16 protein-coding genes and 1 pseudogene are annotated in these 13,535 nt (G+C 69.8%); 5 read left to right on the top strand and 12 right to left on the bottom strand.

The features are described from left to right. The first annotated feature begins 131 nt into the window (after window positions 1–131). A complete protein-coding gene (locus tag ABGA99_RS11880; protein WP_347582609.1) occupies window positions 132–2,120 on the top strand; it encodes a hypothetical protein in 1,989 nt (662 codons plus the stop codon). Window positions 2,121–2,258: 138 nt separating this feature from the next. On the opposite strand, the gene ABGA99_RS11875 is transcribed toward ABGA99_RS11880, so the two are convergent. From ABGA99_RS11875 to ABGA99_RS11850, 6 genes are all read right to left on the bottom strand, one after another. Then, complete coding sequence (locus ABGA99_RS11875; protein ID WP_347577697.1) at window positions 2,259–3,584, bottom strand: glutaminase; 1,326 nt, start codon at window positions 3,582–3,584, stop codon at window positions 2,259–2,261. 175 nt (window positions 3,585–3,759) lie between these two features. Then, window positions 3,760–4,413 carry an NAD(P)H-binding protein gene (locus ABGA99_RS11870; RefSeq protein WP_347577698.1) on the bottom strand — a complete coding sequence of 218 codons (654 nt, stop codon included), beginning with the start codon at window positions 4,411–4,413 and terminating at the stop codon, window positions 3,760–3,762. Between the two features lie 121 nt (window positions 4,414–4,534). Beyond that, on the bottom strand, window positions 4,535–4,924 hold the full coding sequence (locus tag ABGA99_RS11865) for a nuclear transport factor 2 family protein (RefSeq protein WP_347577699.1): 390 nt from the start codon (window positions 4,922–4,924) through the stop codon (window positions 4,535–4,537). A gap of 136 nt (window positions 4,925–5,060) precedes the next feature. Further along, window positions 5,061–5,483, bottom strand: a complete 423-nt coding sequence (locus ABGA99_RS11860) for a (4Fe-4S)-binding protein (protein ID WP_347577700.1) — start codon at window positions 5,481–5,483, stop codon at window positions 5,061–5,063. 30 nt (window positions 5,484–5,513) lie between these two features. After that, window positions 5,514–5,822, bottom strand: coding sequence for a GNAT family N-acetyltransferase (locus tag ABGA99_RS11855; protein WP_347577701.1), 309 nt, complete (start codon window positions 5,820–5,822; stop codon window positions 5,514–5,516). Window positions 5,823–6,038: 216 nt separating this feature from the next. Next, the gene (locus ABGA99_RS11850) at window positions 6,039–6,695 is read right to left on the bottom strand and encodes an isochorismatase family protein (RefSeq protein WP_347582608.1); all 657 of its coding nucleotides are present in this window, start codon (window positions 6,693–6,695) and stop codon (window positions 6,039–6,041) included. A gap of 373 nt (window positions 6,696–7,068) precedes the next feature. On the opposite strand from ABGA99_RS11850, the gene ABGA99_RS11845 reads away from it, so the two are divergent. Next, window positions 7,069–7,536, top strand: coding sequence for a MarR family winged helix-turn-helix transcriptional regulator (locus ABGA99_RS11845; protein WP_347582607.1), 468 nt, complete (start codon window positions 7,069–7,071; stop codon window positions 7,534–7,536). A gap of 200 nt (window positions 7,537–7,736) precedes the next feature. On the opposite strand, the gene ABGA99_RS11840 is transcribed toward ABGA99_RS11845, so the two are convergent. Next, window positions 7,737–9,320: a serine/threonine-protein kinase gene (locus tag ABGA99_RS11840; RefSeq protein ID WP_347577704.1), complete on the bottom strand. Its 1,584-nt coding sequence runs from the start codon at window positions 9,318–9,320 to the stop codon at window positions 7,737–7,739. A gap of 888 nt (window positions 9,321–10,208) precedes the next feature. Here ABGA99_RS11840 and ABGA99_RS11835 point away from each other — a divergent pair. Together ABGA99_RS11835 and ABGA99_RS11830 are read left to right on the top strand one after the other, a co-directional pair. After that, window positions 10,209–10,535: a hypothetical protein gene (locus ABGA99_RS11835; RefSeq protein WP_347582606.1), complete on the top strand. Its 327-nt coding sequence runs from the start codon at window positions 10,209–10,211 to the stop codon at window positions 10,533–10,535. Beyond that, window positions 10,508–10,909, top strand: coding sequence for a VOC family protein (locus tag ABGA99_RS11830; RefSeq protein ID WP_347582605.1), 402 nt, complete (start codon window positions 10,508–10,510; stop codon window positions 10,907–10,909). Before ABGA99_RS11835 ends, ABGA99_RS11830 begins: the two co-directional genes overlap by 28 nt. Before the next feature lie 27 nt (window positions 10,910–10,936). Here ABGA99_RS11830 and vph read toward each other — a convergent pair whose 3' ends face one another. The 3 genes and pseudogenes from vph to ABGA99_RS11815 all read right to left on the bottom strand — a co-directional run. After that, window positions 10,937–11,800, bottom strand: coding sequence for a viomycin phosphotransferase (vph, locus tag ABGA99_RS11825; RefSeq protein WP_347582604.1), 864 nt, complete (start codon window positions 11,798–11,800; stop codon window positions 10,937–10,939). Between the two features lie 30 nt (window positions 11,801–11,830). Further along, window positions 11,831–12,106 carry a cyclophilin-like fold protein gene (locus ABGA99_RS11820; protein ID WP_347582603.1) on the bottom strand — a complete coding sequence of 92 codons (276 nt, stop codon included), beginning with the start codon at window positions 12,104–12,106 and terminating at the stop codon, window positions 11,831–11,833. After that, window positions 12,102–12,179: pseudogene (locus ABGA99_RS11815) on the bottom strand (hypothetical protein); the annotation flags it as partial. The pseudogene ABGA99_RS11815 and the gene ABGA99_RS11820, both read right to left, overlap by 5 nt. Between ABGA99_RS11815 and ABGA99_RS11810 the strand changes: the two are divergent. After that, the gene (locus ABGA99_RS11810) at window positions 12,172–12,399 is read left to right on the top strand and encodes a hypothetical protein (protein ID WP_347582602.1); all 228 of its coding nucleotides are present in this window, start codon (window positions 12,172–12,174) and stop codon (window positions 12,397–12,399) included. The pseudogene ABGA99_RS11815 and the gene ABGA99_RS11810 sit on opposite strands and share 8 nt — an antisense overlap. Here the strand turns inward: ABGA99_RS11810 and ABGA99_RS11805 are convergent. Together ABGA99_RS11805 and ABGA99_RS11800 are read right to left on the bottom strand one after the other, a co-directional pair. Continuing rightward, window positions 12,375–13,040, bottom strand: coding sequence for an SDR family NAD(P)-dependent oxidoreductase (locus ABGA99_RS11805; protein WP_347582601.1), 666 nt, complete (start codon window positions 13,038–13,040; stop codon window positions 12,375–12,377). The genes ABGA99_RS11810 and ABGA99_RS11805 overlap by 25 nt on opposite strands. A gap of 65 nt (window positions 13,041–13,105) precedes the next feature. After that, window positions 13,106–13,522, bottom strand: coding sequence for a cupin domain-containing protein (locus ABGA99_RS11800; RefSeq protein WP_347582600.1), 417 nt, complete (start codon window positions 13,520–13,522; stop codon window positions 13,106–13,108). Between the last annotated feature and the right edge of the window lie 13 nt (window positions 13,523–13,535).

Here is a 13,535-nt window from a genome sequence, read left to right as displayed (position 1 = left end):
TGAGTGGCGGCGGCCATGCAACCACGCCCGTTCCGCTTTCACTTGCAGCAAGGCTTGACGTGTTGCACATGACGGTTGAAGCATGCGCATCGTGAGTTTCCCTTGCACACATCGGCAAGTTGGAGGCACGTATGAAGGTCCCGGCACTCGTCACCGTCGGTGTGCTCTGCTTGGGCGCGCTCCCGGGGACCGCCGTCGCGGCGACGGCCGAGCCGTCCGCCGTCAGCAGCCTGGCGCCCGGTGATCCACGGGCCGCCCAGCCGGTGCTGCTGAACCAGAGCGGGTTCGGTCTGGGCGAGCCGAAGCGGTTCACTGCCCCGCGCGCCGAGGACGGGGCGGCCTTCACGGTCAGCGATGCGTCCGGGAAGGTCAGGTACCGGGGCGAGGTCGCCGACGGCGTCGGGGACTTCACCGCGTTCGACCCCCGGGACAACGGGGATTTCGTCGTCACCGTCAACGGTGCGACAGGCGTGGGCGCCTCGGTGCCGTTCGGCATCGGGGCGTACTGGATCGACCGGGTCTCCTACCGCCGGGCCATCGAGTTCATGTCGGGCAGCCGGTGCTACTTCGGCGATCTCACCCGCAAGAAGGACGGGCCGGGACTGATCAGCGACGAGTACGGCCATCGTGAGTGCATGAAGGCGGTGACCTGGCGGGACGGGGCCCAGTACTCGAAGGAGATCCAGACGCTCGTCGACCTCTACCTGGCCAACCCGAGCGCGTTCGAGCAGATCACCGTCGACGACGCGATCTACACCGGCCTTCCGGTGACGCTTCCCGACGACACGCCGGAGATCGTGCGGCTCATCCACTGGGGCGTTGAACTGCTCCTCGAAGCAGATGTCAGCGACCCCCAGCTGAAGGAGCAGCTCGCGGCCTTCCTCTACGCCTATCCCCAGCTCGACGGGTACATACCGGCCGACGTCTACCAGCGCGCCCGCGACCACCTCTTCGCCGCGTGGGGGGATCCCGCCCGCGACCGCTACTACTGGCAGGCGTTCACGCCCCACACCGGTGACCTCTTCCAGACGTACACCCAGGTGGGCACCGGAAAGGGCGAGCTCGCGCCGGGCCACTCGGTGTGGCCGAACCTGATGATGTACGAGGTCGCGCAGCGGGAGGGCCGTGACGACGCGCAGCGCTACCTGCGCGCCGCGTACGAGCAGGCCGCATGGCTGATCGAGAACCTCGACGTCGACGACCCGCGGACCACCAAGGGGCAGCGGCAGAGCGAGCACGTGCTCATCACCGGTCTGGTGCAGTTCGCCGAGACGTACCCGGACCGGGCGCCCGAGGGGATCGAGGACTTCGTCCGCGACTGGGCGCAGACCGTGACCCGCCGCTCGGACAACCTCTGGGACTTCCGCCGCTACTCCGACGACCGCTGGACCATCCCCGCCTTCACCGGCGGCGGCGCCGACGACCCCAACGAGACCGGCAACGTGGCCGGCTTCCCCGCGCCGGCGCTCGCCGCGGCCCGGCTGCTCGGCGACGACCCGCTGGCCGGCCGGCTGCGCGAGATCGCCGCGGCACACGTCGACAACATCTTCGGCCGCAACCCCACCGGGCGGCACGCCTCGTACGACGCGCCCAGCGACGAGGCCGGCTTCGAGGGTGTGGAGCACGGCTGGTTCTCCGAGTACCGCGGCGGCGCCGGCCTGCTGGAGAACCTGCCCGGCGTACTCGACGGCAGCCCCAAGAACGGCCACTACCCCTTCAACCCGGACCAGGGGAACATCGGCCACACCGAGGGCTGGGTGGCGTTCAACAGTTCCTGGAACGCCTCCCTGGCCTGGCGCGCCGCCGACCAGACCGGCATCGAGGTCCGTACCCGCGGCGGCGGCCCCGCCCGTGTGGTGCCCCGGCACGCGAAGGTGACGGTGGAGCTGACGGCGCCGCTGAACCTGGACGCGGACTCCGTCGACCGGGGCTCGGTCGAGGTGCGGGTGGGCGGGCGGCCGGCCGTGCCCCTGACCGTCACGCAGACCGGGCCGAACGCCAGGACGTTCCGCGCGACCCTCGACCTGAGCACCGTCGACGCGGGGCACGGCGACAAGATCACGGTGTCGTACGGCCACGGCTCCTTCGCGGTCTCCTTCACCTTCACCGCGGTCGGCTGAGCCGCCGGGCCACCGGCACCGCCCGGCGGTGCCGGTGGCCCGTGTACCTGCGGAACGCGCTCCGGGCGTCGGCCGGTCGGAGGTCTCCATGGCGAAGGGGCCGCCATCGCCGAAGGCGAGGTGGGCGTGTTCTCTGCGTCACGCCCCTCTCTTCTGCGGACGGCTCGTGCGCGGGGCCTCCGGGTGCGGCGTAACCACGGCTTGTTCCACGTTTCCCACGACGGTGACTCGGCCGCCATCGCCGGGATCGGGATCGGGCATGATCGTTTCCGGGTCGACGAGGTACACGTCGTGGCCGTCCAGCGTGAGCCGGCGCGCGACCTCCAGCAACATGCGCCGTGCCACGTCATCGATCGAGTAGACCATCGTGAGGTCCAAGGCCACCCTGGCTTCCGCGGGCGCCGTGTCCACGGTTTCCCGAACGACTCTCTCTGCCGCGGAGAAGCCGATCCCACCTTGGAGTTGGAGGACCCGGAGCGCATCCGGTCCGGTGCCGACGACATGGTTGGATCGTACGACCGCACGCGCGGCGGGCGGGACCTCCATCACGTGCAGGCCCATGTCGGAGGAGAACCGTTCGAAGAGCGACACCCCACGAACGCTGTTCCCGTGCGCGTCCAGTCGTGGCGAGAACGTGGCGATGCCGATCTGGCCGGGGAGCGCGCCGATCAGGCCCCCGGCCACGCCGCTCTTCGCCGGAATGCCGACCTGGGTCGCCCAGTCACCGGCGGCGTCGTACATGCCGCAGGTGGACATGACACTCAGCACCTGACGCACCACCGGTTCGCGTACCACTTGCTCACCCGAGAGTGGATTCACCCCGCGGTTGGCGAGCGTCGCGGCCATCATGGCCAGATCTCGCGCGGTGACGAGCACGGAGCACTGGCGGATGTAGCCGTCGACGACCGCCCTCGGGTCCTCGGTGAGGATGCCGTGGCTGCGGAGCATGTGCGCGATGGCGAGGTTGCGGTGCGCGTGCTCCATCTCCGACGCGCACACCGCCTCATCGATCTTCAGCGGACGACCGGCGAACGCGGACAGTCCCCGGACCACGCGCTCCACGCGCTCTGCCGGACTCAGGTCCGCCGAGCCGGCCAGCGAGTGGGCGGTGATCGCACCGGCGTTGATCATGGGATTGAGAGGGCGCCCGGTATCGCTTTCGAGGGAGATCTGGTTGAACGCCTCTCCCGACGGCTCGACACCGACTTTGGCGAGCACGGGGTCGAAGCCGCGATCAGTCAGTGCCAGCGCGTACGTGAACGGCTTGGAGATCGATTGGATCGTGAACTCGGTATCGATGTCGCCGGCACCGTAGACCTTGCCGTCAACGGTGGCGAAGACCGCGCCGAGACGATCGGGGTCCGCTGCCGCAAGCTCGGGGATGTACCCCGCCGGCTTTCCGGAAGTGTCCGACTCGACGTCTCCGAGTGCCTCGGTCAGATAGTCGGGAACGACCGACCGCATGCGTACTCCTCCGTGCAGATGGGAAACCTCTGCGCTGCGACGTCAGCGCTGAGGCCGCCGTAGTGCGTGTGTCTTGCGGACGCCTGCGGGCGCCTCACCGAATCACCACATCGATGCGTGGGCCAATCCATGCGCTCTCTCCTGGCTAGACCGTGATCGGCAAGACACCCTCGCGTCAGCGAACATTCGCTCGGACCGCCTCCTCGATCGGTGTGGAACCCGTGTTGAGTTCGAGGATCTGCCGACCGATACGGGGCTCGTGGAGCAGTTCGGCGAGGGTGCCGGCGACGTCTTCGCGGGTGATCCGGCCGTGGAACTCCGCCGGACCGAGCGACACGGTTCCGACTCCTGGACCGTCGAAAAGCAGTGAGGGACGGAGAATCAGCCAATTCAGCTCACTGCGGCTGAGCGCGACGTCCGCTTCCTTCTTCACGGCGAAGTAGTACTCGACCTCCTCGCCGAGCTCGCGTTCCCGCCATGATTCCGGGAGTACCGAGACCAGCGCGAAGCGCTCGACACCGGCCAGGCGTGCCGCCGCGATCGCTTTCGCCACCCCCTCGCCGTCGATGGCCTTCGTCACCTCCTTGCCCCCGCCATTCGATCCTGCGCTGAAGACGATCGCGTCGGCGTCGCCGAACGTTGCCGCCAGCTCCTCCACGGTCATGCCGGAGAGATCGCCGACTCGTGCGCTCATACCTCGCGCTGCGAGCTCGGCCCGCTGGTCGTCCCGGCGAACGAGCCCGCCAACGGTGTCTCCCCGTGAGCGCAGTTCCTGCGCGAGCAGTCGACCGACGCCGCCGGTGATACCGATGATGAAAACGTCTGCCATGGAAGCTCCGTTCCCTCAAGGCGGCCCGCCGGCTCATTCGTCCGTGCGGCTGATTCCCGAGCATGCAACGGCCTGAGTCCTCGCCAGCATTCCGGGTCGGTTCCTCCCCGCCGGTCTGCCGTCAGACCATCGGGTTGCCGCTGACGGTCGCGTCCGGAGAGGTGAGGTCCTGGACGACGTCCCAGTGCTCGACGATACGGCCGCTCTCCCACCGGAAGATGTCGACGATGACGACGGGGTTCGGTGCCCAGCCATGGACGATGCTGTGGGTGAATACGAGGTCGCCCTGCGCGGCGATCCGCTGCGGCTCCCACGAGAAGCCCTGCAGACCCGGCACCACGGTGCGGAGCGTGTCCAGACCGCTGGGCATGCGGGGACTGTGCTGCACGCAGGGCTCGGCCCAGTACCGGTCGAGCGCGGTGAGATCCTTCTCCTCGAAGAGCTCTCGCATTGCGGTACGCACGATTTCGGTGTTGCGCTGCGCCAGGTCAGTCGCGGTATTGCCGGTCATGGTCATGCTTCCTCGATAGTCACGACAAAGTGGTGGTGCGCCCAGGTTGGACTTCTGGCTTTTACCTACTGACTGCTCGGCAGGGACGTCTTCCCGACTCCCGGTTCTTCTGGGGCGCTTACGTGTGAGGGGCCGGTCAGCCCGACGCCGTCCGGCCGCACGGCCCCCCGTGGTCGCAGTACGGCTGAAGGCGGCTCTGCCCGCAACCGCACAGGGTGACCCGCGTCTCCGCGCGCGGGCCGGCCGCCGTGTCCACGCTCAACTGGCCGCGGACGATCACCTGCCCGTCGGCGTTGCGCGTGATCTGCGTGGGCCGGTCCGGGGTCTCGGCCGCTCCGTCCACGAGTGCGTACTGCAGCGCGCCCGAGGGACAGCGCCGCACCACTTCGGCCAGGCGCTCGGCCTCGGCGCCGTCCGGCCGGATCCACGGGCGCATATCCGGGTCGAAGACCTCCGGCAGACCGCTGACGCATTCGGCGGCGTGCAGGCATCGCCCGGCCTCGAAGGTCACGGTGATCGACGTGCCCTCGTACGCCTTCTTCTCGGTTCGGCTGCTCATAGCGCCTCCGTCGCTGCCATGCCCGCGCTCTCAGTCGCTGACTTTGCTGCGGGCCTGATACAGCAGGTCCTGGTACTCGGGGTGACGGGCGATCCACCCCGCGAAGAACGGGCAGGTGGCCAGCACCCGCAGATTCGCGGCACGTGCCTCGTCGAGGGCGGTGCGAGCCAGCGCTCCCCCCACTCCCCTGCCCTCGTACTCCGGCAAGACCTCGGTGTGCACGAACGCGACAAGTTCTGTCGTACGGATATAATCCGCGAAGCCCGCGGCCTTGGGCTCTCCCTCGACCCGGGCCTCGTACCGATTGGCCCCGGGAACGTCACTCACTTCGACTGACACGCGTCCTCCATGTGCTTTTCGCGCGGGCAGTGCTCCGCGCGAACCCAATCCAGTTGTTTTCCATCGACTTGCAGAACGAGTGATGCCTCCACTGGTTCGTCCCCGTCACTCGTCGGCGAGAGCTTCCGCACCTGGGCGTGAGCCGGATGAGTCATGTAGTGACCCAGGAGGTCGACACTCGCCCCAGACCTACCGAGATCCGGCCCGGTAGTCACATCAGTCGGCGCTTCCGGTGGGCGTGGCCAGGAGCTGCATCTCCCAGGCGAAGGCCACACCGGAGGCGCCACCGTGCTGCGCCTGGACCTCGGCGGCACCCGGGACGGTCTTCTCACGGGCCCAGTCGCGCTGCCACTCGCCCATCACGGCCAGCCAGGTGATCGGGACCACGCCCGCCTGGACCATGCGCCGCACGGCCATGTTGTGGGCCTCCTTCGAGACGCCGCCCGAGGCATCGGTGACGACGAAGACGTCGAAGCCCTCCCCCGCCGCCTGTATGGCCGGCATCGCCACACAGATCTCCGTCCAGAGTCCGGCGATGATCACCTTCTTGCGCCCGGTCGCCTTGACCGCATCGACGACGCGCTGGTCCTGCCAGGTGTTGATGAAGGTCCTGTTGATCGGCTTCTGCTCCGGGAAGACGTCCTGCACTCCCTGGACGAGAAGGCCCCCGCGCTCCTCCAGAACGGTCGTCAGAATGGTCGGGACGTCGAACACCTTGGCGGCCTTGGCGAGCCCGACGACGTTGTTGACGACCATCGTCGGCTCGTGGCTGTTCAGGTTGGCGAACTGGAACGGCTGGTGGTCGATCAGTACGAGAACGCTCTCCTCGGGCGTCAGCAGCGCGTCGAGTCCTGCCTTGTTGTCGGTGCTCACGGGATTCCCCTTCTTGATCTTCGCATACGTGGCCGGCGGCCCCGCGCTCATATGGTTGACGTAACAACTACACCGTACGAGCACGATGATTGACTCGTCAACTAGCGCCCGAAAATGTCGACTTGCCGATATTCGTCGGGCGGATGGACGCCGGGCCGAGCCGCCCCTGCCGGAGCCTTTGCGGGGCAGATCGCGCCGGCGCGTACGGGAGGGTGGGCGAGGGAGAGGAGGGAGCCGCCTCCGCGGTCGGCCGCAGACCGTGAGGGGGCGAGGGTGCCGAGGTTCGCGGCGTCCACGACTTTCAGGACCGGTTCGGAATTGGGCGCGTCCGCCGGATAGATGACCTGTCGGCACCCTCGTTACGCTCCCCTCCATGAACGCAACGCCTCGCTGGCTGACCTCGGAGCAGAACGCTGCCTGGGACAGTTTCATCCGGATGCAGGAGCGGCTCATCGGGCGGCTCTCCCGCCGGGTCCATGTCGACTCCGGCATGTCGGCCTCCGACTACCTCGTGCTGGCCAGACTCACCGAAACCGGCGGTGGGCGGATGCGCTTCATGGACCTGGCGAAGCTGGTGGAGTGGGAGAAGAGCCGTATGTCCCACCAGGTCGCGCGGATGGCGAAACGCGGGCTGGTGGCCAAGGAGGAATGTCCCGACGACGGACGCGGAGCGTTCATCGTCGCCACCCCGGCCGGCTGCAAGGCGATCGAAGACGCCGCTCCCCTGCACGTCGCACACGTCCGCCGACTGTTCATCAACGCCCTCACCCAGGAAGAACTCGACACGCTCGCCCGGATCTCGAACCGCGTGCTCGCACATATGGAGAAGCAGCCCGACTGACGGACCGGACAGCAGGATGGTGCCGACGAGGCGGAAGGAAGGGCTTCGCCGGACACGGGTGGGTGGTGTTCCACCGCGGACCCCGGGCGCGGTATCGGGCGCCGGTCACCAGGAGAGTCGGGAGAGGTTCCCCCGGTGGGGCCTGATTCGGGCGACCTCCTACCGCCCGGCGGCGCGAACGCGCGCGTGCAGGCGCCGGGTCAACGCGCCCCGTCTTTGTCGGTGCCGAGACGGATTCCGTCGCTCACATTGTCGAACACCGGCTCGTGGCGATCCCAGTCCGCGCTGGGCGTGGAGAGGTAGATGGCGTACTCCTTCTCCCCCGGTTGTCCGAACCCGAGGTTCCGGGCGCGCCACTCGCGGGCGCGGCCCTGCCAGGTGAACTCCCAGATCGCCGCCGGTATCTCCCGGTAGGTCGTACTCTGCATGCGGAGTTGACGGTAGCCGGGCAGCTTGCCCTCCTGGATGGACTTGGCCTCGTTGTCCTTCATGTGCTGCAGAGGGTCGCTGCTCGCGTAGTCGAGGGCGACGACACGCAGACCGGCCATTCCGGTCGGGTCTATGTAGGCGATGCCCTCGCCTTCCTCGTCCAGATCCTTGCGGGTCCAGCCTTCCGGCACGGGGAAGGAGATGTCGAACTCCTCTTCGCGCACCAGGTGGTAGCCCTTCGGCACGGGGGCGGGACCGGGCTTCTCGGGGGCGGCGCTCGCGGAAGGCTCTTTGCCGCGTGCCTTGCCGGGACTCTTGTCGTCGTCCTGCAGCGCGAGGTACACGCCGGCGAGCGCCGCCGGCACCGTGACGGCCAGGACGGCCGCCCACACGCCGGTTCGCCGGCCTCGTCCGCGCCCGTGCCTGACCGTGGCGGCGTCCGCTCCGTAATCCGGGGGTGGCACCGGCGCGGGGGCCGCCGGTTGCCGGGGAACACTCGGGCGCGCCTCCGGGACGAAGCCGGTGTCCGCCAGATGCCGCAGTCGCCGCTCCACCTCCGGTGCCGTGGGCCGGTCCTCCGGCTCCTTGGCGAGCAGCTCCGCGATGAGCGGAGCCAACGTCTGGTCGCCGGCCGGCTGTTCGAGGGGATCCACGGCGATCGCGTAGGCGGTTTCGAGCGGCGTACCCCGGCGGAAGGGCGGCCGCCCCTGCACGGCCTGGTAGAGGGTCGCGCCCAGGGCCCACAGGTCGGAGGCGGGAGCCGGGTCCGCGCCCTTGAGGCGTTCCGGGGCGCAGAAGTCGACGGAGCCGACCAGTTCTCCGGTGCGCGTGAGGGTGGAGGTGTCGGCGACGACCGCGATCCCGAAGTCCGTCAGGACCACACGTCCGTCGGCTCCGAGCAGTACGTTGGCGGGCTTCACATCGCGATGGAGGACTCCGGCGGCATGCGCGGCCCGCAGCGCCGCGATGACGCCGAGACCGATTCTGACCGCCTCGGCGGTGGTCAGCGGGCCGTCCTTCTTCAGCACCTCGTCGAGTGCGGGTGCGGGCACGTACTCCATGACGATGCAGGGCAGCCCCGCGTCGTCCACCACGTCGTGCACGACCACGACGTGGGGATGCGTGATCCTGGCGGCGCTGCGCGCCTCACGCCTCGTACGCTCGAAGAGCGTGGCACGCTCGGCGTCCTTCAGGTGCGGCGGCAGATGCAGCTTCTTGATCGCGACGTGCCGGCCGAGAACCTCGTCCTCGGCCTGCCAGACGGTGCCCATGCCACCGCGACCGATCCGCTCCACCAAGCGGTACCGCCCCGCGATCAGCCGCCCCGGCCCGTCAGCCACCGTGTCGTCCCCCACTGCTTGCTCCTCATCCTGTCCCCGTGTACAAAACCGGCTCCGGTGTCGTGACCTCGACACGATAGCCGTCCGGCTCCCGGCGAACCGACGTACGCGCAGTCCGACCGGGCGTCAGCCCGGAGGCCTGCAACACGCCTCCGTTTGGCCACGGTTGGAGAGGCCGCCGGGCGAGAAGCTCGTGAACGCCGGTCAGGGCGCGTTCGAGACCGGCCGTTTACGCATCGGGGCCGGGGCCCGCACCGGGCCCGACGTCCCGAGGTCGGGCCAGTCTGCCGCGTCGGAACCGGAGCCGCATGCCGAGTCGGTGCTTCAGGCCCTGTGCGGGGCCGCCGTGGAGGCACGGACCACCAGAGTCGCCGGGAGCTGTACGGGGGTGACCTCGCGGCCGTCCAGCAGGGCCCGGAGGGTCTCCCCGGCCTGGCGGCCCTTGTCGCGGTGGGGCTGGTGGACGGTGGTGAGGGGCGGGCCCGTTCAACTTCGAGCTGCTCTTCCTGCCCTGGACGGCCTCCGCGCTGCGGGAGTTCATCGCCGCCTACGACGCCGCCCTCCCCCCGGACGCCTGGCCGAACCGGGAGCTCGGCAGCCACGACATCTCCCGGGTCGCCACCCGCCTGGGCCCCGCCCGGGCGCGGGCCGCGCTCGTGCTGCTGCTCACCCTGCGCGGCACCCCCGTGCTGTACTACGGCGACGAGATCGGCATGGCGGACGTCCCCGTGCCGCCCGCGCACGCACGCGATCCGTGGGGGTCGGTGGAGCCGGGCGCCGGGCGGGATCCGGCTCGTACCCCGATGCGCTGGGACGCCACCTCCAGGGCCGGCTTCACCGCTGCCGGAGCCGTTCCGCGGCTGCCGATCCGCGCTGCCGGCGAATCGCCCGGCGCGGGCCCGGATGTCGCGTCGCAGGCCGCCGATCCCTCGTCGACGCTGCTCCTGGTCCGCGATCTGCTGCGGCTATGCAAGGAACACCCCGCGCTGGGCCACCGGCGACCAGCGGCTCGTACCCGCGCCGCTCGGGGTGCTCGCGTATCTCCGTCAGCAGGGCACCGCCCGGTTCCTGGTCGCCGTCAACACCGCGGACGCCGCCGCCGACCTGCCCCTCGCCCACGAGGGCCTGACAGAGGTGTCCACGGATCACCGCCGGCGCGGTGGGCGGCGAGACTGCTCACTGCGACCCGGCCCGCACGAGGCGTGCGTGGTGCGCCTGGACGCGCCCTGACGAGACGCCGTCGAGAGGAACATTTCTGGAGCTCCGGTCTCGGTCTCGACGTCCAGTACCGGCACACGGCGGACGGCACTCCCGGCCGGCACTCGCTCCTCATGGTCGGCTGGCCCGAAGCCGGCTGGCACCTCGAACTCGTCCACCACCCCGCCGCCCCCGTCGATCCGCGGCCCACCGTCGAGGACCTGCTGGTGATCTACCTCGGCGAACCGGTGCCCGGCACCCTGGTGGAACGGCTCGAACAGCACGGTGGCAAACGGGTACCCGCTCACAATCCGTACTGGGACACCTGGGGCGTGACGGTCCAGGACCCCGACGGATGTCTGCTGGTGCTGTCCACCCGCGTCTGGCCCGGTCAGCCACAGGGATAGCGGGCCGACGGTGAAGCCTGGAGTGCCTCAGCGGTAGGCGGTCAGGCCGTCCGCGAGTTCTCCTTCGTCGCCGTCGCGGATTGCGTAGAGGGCTTGCTGCAGGGCGAATGTGCCACGGATCGCGTCGATACGAGCGGAGAGGCCGTCGTTCGACCAGCCGCCCAAGGCGAGTACCCGCTCCAGGAGTTCGGGGCCGTAGCCGACGCCGATGGCCGCGAGGTCCTCGGCCGGGTCGCCGAGCGTGACATCGTCCCAGTCGAGAACTCCGCAGAGGTGCGGCAGGCCGTGCGCCCACTCCCATAGGACGTTTTCGGCACCGAGGTCACCGTGCACCACTGCCCGGGTGAGGTGGGGAAGGCTGTCGAGCGCGGCGAGTTCCCGCTCGGCCCGCCGGCGTCCGCTCCCGGACATGAGCGGGAACAACTCCGTCCGCACGTCCTCCGCGAACTGCCGCCACTGGCCTTCCGGCGCCTGAGGGAGACCAGCCCGTACGGCCTCGCCGGCGCCGGCACGGGCAAGACCGGAGAGCAGTGTGGCGTACTGCGCCGCCACGGTCTCGACCACTCGGGCATCGACGAGTGCGTCGGCCTTCAGCGGTTCTCCGGGAATGCGGCTGAGTACCAGGAACGGCGTCTCGTCGGTGCAAAGGGCGCCGCCCTGGAGCAGCGGCTCAGGTGTACGGAAGCCGAGGTCGAGACCGGCGAGTGCATGGAGTCCGGCCGCCCGCTGGGGCAGCCGGGCGGCCGCTGCCCGGGTCCGAGGAAGGCACACGACGCGGTCTGAGCCCATGACCACGATGTGGAACTGCCCCTGACGTACGGCAAGATTGTCCGGTTTGTCGTCGGGCAGCAGACGGCCCAGCAGCGCGCGATGCGCCGTAAGGATGCTCACGAGTGTCCTCCCGGCAGCGCCGGAATCAGGTCAGGGGGCCGTCTCGATGGTGAGGCGCCGCGCCTCGGCGAGTTGGTCGGCGTCGGCGTTGATGTGGCCGAGGATCAGCAGGTCGGCGGAGGCGGAGGGGCCGTTCTTGTAGAAGAGGGCGAGGTTGTCCCATGGGGCGTAGTAGGCGAGGTCCCCGGCTTTGGCCGCGGCCGGTTCTGTGGCGTCATGGGTGGTGAGTTCGCGTGGGGGGGTCGGCGATCCGCTCGATTCCGTGGAAGTCCTCCAGGTCCAGGGTGAGCGGGAGCGGGGAGGCAAGGTCGCGGGCGGCGGGGCTGTCGTTCAGTGTGGCGTCGGCGGGCTGCCCGTCGAGGGTGACGCGGATGTCCATCGGGGTGTTCCTGTCTGAGCCGGGCCGGCTGCTGGATGCCGGGGTCTCCGGCCGCCCCGCCGACTCTTGCGAGGGCGGTGGCGAGGCGGCGTGCTGGGATGTGTCGTCGGAGCAGGCGGTCACCGCCAGCAGCAGCGCGGCGGCGGCGCTGGCCGGAGCCCGGCGGAGTGCGGTGGTCGGTGCCGTCCCGGGGGTTCAGCCGGGCAGGGGCTCGGCGTAGTGCCGGAAGGTGCCGCGCTCGGTGTGGAGGGCGTACAGGCGCTCGGCCAGCGCCGTCGGGCTGGAGTGCTCGGCGTCAGGGCTGATCGCGCCGGGGATGATCAGTTGGGCGGCGTGGATGTTCTCCGGGGCGAGTGCGTCGTGCAGCATCGCCGCGTAGGCGCTTTCCGCGGCGAACGCGATCGAGGTGCCGGCCCGGTCGGGGTGAGGGCGTACCGCGGTGCCGCCGTTGACGAACAGCAGCGTGCCGCGTCCCAGATCCCGCATCCCGGGAAGGACTGCGTTGACGCAGGTGACAGGGCCCTTGACGGAGAAGGCGAGCGGGGCGTCCAGGTCGGCGGTGGTGGTGGCCAGGACCGGCTTCATGAAGTCGGCGTGAGGTACGGGGCTGTACTGGAGGACTTCGATCACGCCGAGAGTGGCGGTCGCGGCATCGAGGGCCGCGGTCAGGGCTTGGTGGTCGCGTACGTCGGCGGTGAAGCCGCGGGCGTGGACCCCGTCCCGGCCCAGTGCGGTGGCGAGGGCGTCGAGGCGGTCCTGGTTGCGGGAGATGAGGGCGATGTCGAAGCCTTCGCGACCGAAGCGGCGGGCGGTCGCCAGTCCCAGACCGGAGCCGGCACCGACGAGGGCGAGTGTGGTCACGGTGTGCCTTTCGCAGGAAGACGTGGGCAAGAAGGAGGCTGTGGGGGGACAGGCCGGGCCCGGGGTCAGTCGGTGGCCGGGACGGCGGCGTATTCCTCTTCCTCGTCGGTGACGGGGGTCAGCCAGTGCACGAGATCGTGGTCGGCGTCGGCTTCGTTGAGGGCCTGGTGGACCATGAGCCGGTTCGGAGCGGCACCGTGCCAGTACTCCTCGTCCGCCTCGAACAGGACGCGGTCGCCCGGCCGGATGACCTCGACGGGCCCGCCGCGGCGCTGGCAGAGCCCGACGCCTTCGGTGACGAAGACGGTCTGTCCCAGTGGGTGGCGATGCCAGTGGGTACGCGCGCCCGGCATGAAGTGCACCAGGCCGGCGCTGACCCGGGACGGGGCGGGGGCCGCGGCGACGGGGTCGATGTAGACGTCGCCGGTGAACCGGTCGGCGGGGCCCTTGGCGGTGTCGAGGGAGCTTCGGGTGATCTGCATGATCGTTCTTTCT

The organism is Streptomyces sp. B5E4 (assembly GCF_039871555.1).
Taxonomy (GTDB): domain Bacteria; phylum Actinomycetota; class Actinomycetes; order Streptomycetales; family Streptomycetaceae; genus Streptomyces.
Note: the sequence above shows the minus strand (reverse complement) of the source record. Positions and strands in the feature narration are given on the sequence as shown.

What these genes read in the sequence shown, in the direction of transcription:
- ABGA99_RS11845 (WP_347582607.1), top strand. Translation starts at nt 7,069, where the DNA reads ATGAACGCAACGCCTCGCTGGCTGACCTCGGAGCAGAACGCTGCCTGG.
- ABGA99_RS11880 (WP_347582609.1), top strand. Translation starts at nt 132, where the DNA reads ATGAAGGTCCCGGCACTCGTCACCGTCGGTGTGCTCTGCTTGGGCGCG.
- ABGA99_RS11835 (WP_347582606.1), top strand. Translation starts at nt 10,209, where the DNA reads ATGTCGCGTCGCAGGCCGCCGATCCCTCGTCGACGCTGCTCCTGGTCC.
- ABGA99_RS11870 (WP_347577698.1), bottom strand. Translation starts at nt 4,413, where the DNA reads ATGGCAGACGTTTTCATCATCGGTATCACCGGCGGCGTCGGTCGACTG.
- ABGA99_RS11800 (WP_347582600.1), bottom strand. Translation starts at nt 13,522, where the DNA reads ATGCAGATCACCCGAAGCTCCCTCGACACCGCCAAGGGCCCCGCCGAC.
- ABGA99_RS11865 (WP_347577699.1), bottom strand. Translation starts at nt 4,924, where the DNA reads ATGACCGGCAATACCGCGACTGACCTGGCGCAGCGCAACACCGAAATC.
- ABGA99_RS11860 (WP_347577700.1), bottom strand. Translation starts at nt 5,483, where the DNA reads ATGAGCAGCCGAACCGAGAAGAAGGCGTACGAGGGCACGTCGATCACC.
- ABGA99_RS11810 (WP_347582602.1), top strand. Translation starts at nt 12,172, where the DNA reads ATGTCCATCGGGGTGTTCCTGTCTGAGCCGGGCCGGCTGCTGGATGCC.
- ABGA99_RS11875 (WP_347577697.1), bottom strand. Translation starts at nt 3,584, where the DNA reads ATGCGGTCGGTCGTTCCCGACTATCTGACCGAGGCACTCGGAGACGTC.